The organism is Streptomyces capoamus (genome assembly GCF_014654935.1).
GTDB classification, from domain to species: Bacteria; Actinomycetota; Actinomycetes; order Streptomycetales; family Streptomycetaceae; genus Streptomyces; species Streptomyces capoamus.
Window position 1 is genome coordinate 71043 of record NZ_BNBF01000016.1, and the last position, 4420, is coordinate 75462.

The following is a 4420-nucleotide window of genomic DNA, read 5'->3' on the forward strand; positions in this document are numbered from 1 at the left end:
CCGCCTGGTCGCCCGCGCCCGCGCCGCCGGCGCCGAGGGTCGCGCCGGTGGCCTGGAGGGCGGTGGTGACCGGCTGGAAGAAGGTCTCGCCGCCGTTGGTGCAGTCGCCGCTGCCGCCGGAGGTCAGGCCGATGGCGCTGCCGTCCTGGGTGAACAGCGAGCCGCCGCTGTCGCCCGCTTCGGCGCAGACGTTCGTCTGGATCAGGCCGGTGACCGTGTCGACGCCGTTGGGGTCGGTCTCGCTCTGGAAGTTGACCGTGGCGTCGAGGCCGGTGACCTGGCCGTCGTGCAGCCCGGTGGTGGAGCCCATCCGGAACACGGTCGCGCCCACGGTGGCGTCGGCGGCCTGCTTGATCTGCACGGTCTGGCCGTTGCCGGTGTTGACCTCGCTGGGCGCCTGCGTGGCCGGGTCGTTGTACTTGACCAGGGAGAAGTCGCCCTGCCCGGGGAAGGTGGCCTGGTCGACGGTGGCGATGGGCTGCCCGGTCTGCGAGTCGGACCAGTCCTTGGCGGCGACCCCGCAGTGACCGGCCGTCAGGAAGGCCGGACTGCCGTCGGAGGCGGTGACGTTGAAGCCGAGGGAGCAACGGACGTTGCCACCCTGTACCTGGGAGAAGATGGCGTCGCCGCCGGAGACGAACGTCTTGAAGGTGCCGGAGGACTTCTTCAGGGTCGCCGTGTCGGAGCCGAGGCCGCGCACGGTGGACTGCAGTCTGTCCCACTTCCCGCCCGTGACCGTGGAGTCGGCGGTGACCAGGACCTTGTTGGTGCGCGGGTCGACGGCCCAGGAGGTGCCGGGGATGGTCGCCTTCGCCTTCAGCGTCCGTGCGGCGGCCTGGAGTTCGGCGGTGCTGTTGTCGACCTGGCGGACGACCGCGCCGGCCTTCTTCGCCTGGACGACGACGTTGTCGTCGCCGTTGACCACGTTGACGACGAGCTGCTGCTTGGCGCTGTCGTAGTACGAGCCGGCGAAGGCGTCGCCGAGGATCTTCTGCAGCTGGGCGGCGAGGCCGGAGGCGTCCGCGGCCTTCAGGGTCTTCGCGGTGCCGGTGGCGCCCGTCGCCTGGTCCTTGTCCTGGGAGGCGTTGGCGTTGGGCAGCAGGAGGGCCGCCGCTCCGAGCGCCGCGACGCCGCCCACCGCTATCGCAGCCTTGCGCTTCGGCATTCGCTTGTGACTCAAACTTCTCGACCTCCTGGGGACGGGGGGGTCTGCCGCTCGCGGGCAGTTCGTATCGGGGGGTTATCGCGGCGCCTGGATGGCCGTAGGTACGCGCCGGCCGCGTGGTGTGTTCAATTCCGCTTTCGAACGGCCGTACCGGCGTGGCGAATCGGCCACACGGCGTGGCGCGGCGGGCGACCGGGAATCATCCCCCGCATGACGATGACCACCGCCGAGGCCGGCGAGATCCTCTCCGTCAATTTCGCGCCCTGGGTGCTCGATCTCGGGCTGACCGTCGAGGCGCTGGGCGAGGACCAGGCCGTGCTGCGGCTGCCCTGGTCGGACCGGCTGGCCCGGGAGGGCGGCGGACTGTCGGGGCAGGCGCTGATGGCGGCCGCCGACACGGCGACGGTGATCGCGGTGTCGGCCGCCCGGGGCGGATTCGTGCCGATGACGACGGTGCAGCAGTCGACCTCGTTCCAGCGGGCGGTAACCGGTGCGGATGTCCTGATCTCAGCGGTCCTGACGAAGCTGGGCCGCCGGATGGCGTTCGCGGACGTCACGTTGAGCGACGCCGTCTCGGGCGCGCTGGCCGCCCGGGCGAGCACGGTGTACGCGATCCTCGGCTGACGGTCCTCGGGGGGCACGCGCCCGGACACGGAGGGCTACCGAGCAGTGACGTTCGGTTCCGGCCAGGAAGCGGAATCGCTCCTTCAGGGAATCTGCACATCCCGCACCCAGGCGCCTCACGGGCGCCGGGCGATCTGCACAATCGCATGCCCCCGGACACGCCTTTGGCGAGGAGTGCCGGATTCGCCGTCCGGCGGACGCCCCGGCCGCTGCGGCGATGCCGTGCGGCATGTGAAGGAGTCGCCGACAAGGCGTGCGCAGACCTGCACGGTTGGAACCCTTCACGGGCCAAGTGCGCAGGTGGGAGCCCTGATTGATTGGAAGCGGGCCCCGCGTGCGTGCTTTGATCCATCGCACCGCCGCGGGGTCCGGCGGGCTCCCGGGAACGGGTGCCCGGCATCCGCGGTCGCGGCCGTCCGTCTGTCCCCAGAGGGGGCCGCTCCCCCTTGTGAGATATCCATATGAAGGGAAGTTCCACCATGAACTCCACCCCCCAGGTTGAGACCGTCGAGATCTCGGACGCCGAGCTGGACAACGTCTCCGGTGGTCTGTCCGTGAACACGCTCAACAGCACCCTCGGCACCGTGAACGAGATCGCCCCGGGCGTCACCGGCCTGGTCAACACGGTCGTCGGCACCGTGGAGGGCGTCACCGGCCTGCACACCGCCCCGGTCAACGGCCTGGTCGCCGGTCTCTGATCACCCTTCGGTGTCATCGCCGTCCCGGAGCCGTCCCACGGCTCCGGGGCTCAGCGATGCCCTGACACACATGCGTCTCTCCCACAGGTGAGGGAAGTCCCGTGCAGTTCCGCCAACAGGCCCTCGCCAAGCTCCAGTCGCCGGAGGAGCTGGACCTTCCGGTGCGGCTGGCCCGCCCGCAGGGCTGGCTCGCGCTCGGCGTCACGGTCGTCGTCATGGCCGCCGCCTCCGTGTGGGCGGTGACCGGCTCGGTCGCCTCCACGGTCAGCGCGCCCGCCGTCCTCACCCACGGGCAGGGCAGTTACCTGCTGCAGAGCCCGGTGGCCGGCCAGGTGACGGCCGTCCTCGCCCGGCAGGGCGAGCGGCTGCCCGCCGGCGCGCCGGTGCTGAAAGTCCGTACGCCGCAGGGCGACACGGTGGTCCGGACCGTCGCCGCGGGCCGCGTCACCACGCTGGCCGCGACCATCGGCCAGATCATCCGGACCGGAGCGAACGTCGCCGCGGTCGAGAAGGTCGCCCACGCCTCCGACCCGCTGTACGCGACCGTGTACGTGCCCGCCGAGAAGGCCGCCGCCATCCCGGCGCACGCCTCCGTCGACCTGACCGTGTCCTCCGTGCCCACGCAGCGGTACGGCGTGCTGCGCGGCGAGGTGAAGTCGGTGGACCGCACCGCGCAGTCCGCCCAGTCGATCTCCGCGTTCCTCGGTGACAGCCAGCTCGGCGAGCAGTTCACCCGCAAGAGCCGCCCGGTGGCCGTCCTGGTGCGCCTCCGCCCGTCCTCGGCGACCAGGAGCGGGTACCGCTGGTCCACCTCGGACGGGCCGCCGTTCCGGCTCACCTCCATGACCCTCGCCACCGGCTCCGTCCGGCTCGCCGACCAGCGTCCCGTCGATTGGCTGCTCCCGTGACCACCGCCCAGGAAACCCGCGGCCGCAGACGCGCGGCCCCCGCGAAGCGGCCGGTGCCCAAGCCCCGTACCGGCACGGTCCGTACGCCCACCGTGCTGCAGATGGAAGCCGTCGAGTGCGGCGCCGCCTCCCTCGCCATGGTCCTTGGCCACTACGGCCGGCACGTGCCGCTGGAGGAGCTGCGGATCGCCTGCGGGGTCTCCCGGGACGGTTCGCGCGCCTCCAACCTGCTGAAAGCGGCGCGCAGTTACGGCCTGACGGCCAAGGGCATGCAGATGGACCTGGCCGCCCTCGCCGAGGTGCGGGCCCCGGCCGTGCTGTTCTGGGAGTTCAACCACTACGTCGTCTACGACGGCATGGGCCGCCGCTTCGGCCGGCGCGGGGTGTACGTCAACGACCCCGCCAAGGGACGCCGTTTCGTGCCGATGGAGGAGTTCGACGGCAGTTTCACCGGTGTGGTGCTGGTGCTGGAGCCCGGCGAGGGCTTCACCACGGGCGGGCGCAAGCCCGGTGTGCTCGGCGCGATGCCGGCCCGGTTGCGCGGCACCGCGGGCGCGCTGCCCGCCGCCGTGCTGGCCAGCCTGCTGCTGGTCGCGGTCGGCGCGGCCGTACCGGCGCTCGGCCGTACCTACATCGACACGTTCCTCATCGGCGGGCAGACCTCGATGCTGGGCGTGCTGTTCACCTCGATGGCCGCCTGCATCCTGCTCACCCTGGTGCTGACCTGGCTCCAGCAGGCCAATCTGCTGCACGGCCGGATCATCTCCTCCACCCTCTCCAGCGCCCGCTTCCTGCGCCACCTGCTGCGGCTGCCGGTGACGTTCTTCGCCCAGCGCTCCCCCGCCGACCTGGTGCAGCGCCTGCAGTCCAACGACCAGGTCGCCGAGACCCTGGCGCGCGACCTGGCGGCGGCCGGCGTCGACGCGATCGTGGTCGTGCTGTACGCGGTGCTGCTCTACACCTACGACCCGCAACTGACCGTCGTCGGCATCGCCGTGGCCCTGCTGAACGTGGTCGCCATGCGG

5 protein-coding genes are annotated in these 4420 nt (G+C 71.7%); 4 read left to right on the forward strand and 1 reads right to left on the reverse strand.

Going from position 1 to position 4420, the window contains the following annotated elements; translation table 11 throughout:
* On the reverse strand, positions 1-1180 hold a 1180-nt coding region (locus IE312_RS23805), incomplete at its 3' end, for a S1 family peptidase (protein ID WP_229900362.1).
* Between the two features lie 195 nt (positions 1181-1375).
* Here IE312_RS23805 and IE312_RS23810 point away from each other — a divergent pair.
* The 4 genes from IE312_RS23810 to IE312_RS41630 form a co-directional block, all read left to right on the forward strand.
* Positions 1376-1789, forward strand: coding sequence for a PaaI family thioesterase (locus IE312_RS23810; protein ID WP_189984364.1), 414 nt, complete (start codon positions 1376-1378; stop codon positions 1787-1789).
* Between the two features lie 479 nt (positions 1790-2268).
* Entirely contained in the window at positions 2269-2487 is a 219-nt protein-coding gene (locus tag IE312_RS23815; RefSeq protein WP_189984365.1) for a type A2 lantipeptide, read from the forward strand.
* Between the two features lie 101 nt (positions 2488-2588).
* A complete protein-coding gene (locus IE312_RS23820) occupies positions 2589-3395 on the forward strand; it encodes an HlyD family efflux transporter periplasmic adaptor subunit (protein ID WP_189984366.1) in 807 nt (268 codons plus the stop codon).
* Positions 3392-4420, forward strand: a 1029-nt coding sequence (locus IE312_RS41630; RefSeq protein ID WP_229900363.1) for a cysteine peptidase family C39 domain-containing protein, incomplete at its 3' end; no start/stop codon positions are given. The genes IE312_RS23820 and IE312_RS41630, both read left to right, overlap by 4 nt.

What these genes read in the sequence shown, in the direction of transcription:
- IE312_RS23810 (WP_189984364.1), top strand. Translation starts at nt 1,376, where the DNA reads ATGACGATGACCACCGCCGAGGCCGGCGAGATCCTCTCCGTCAATTTC.
- IE312_RS23815 (WP_189984365.1), top strand. Translation starts at nt 2,269, where the DNA reads ATGAACTCCACCCCCCAGGTTGAGACCGTCGAGATCTCGGACGCCGAG.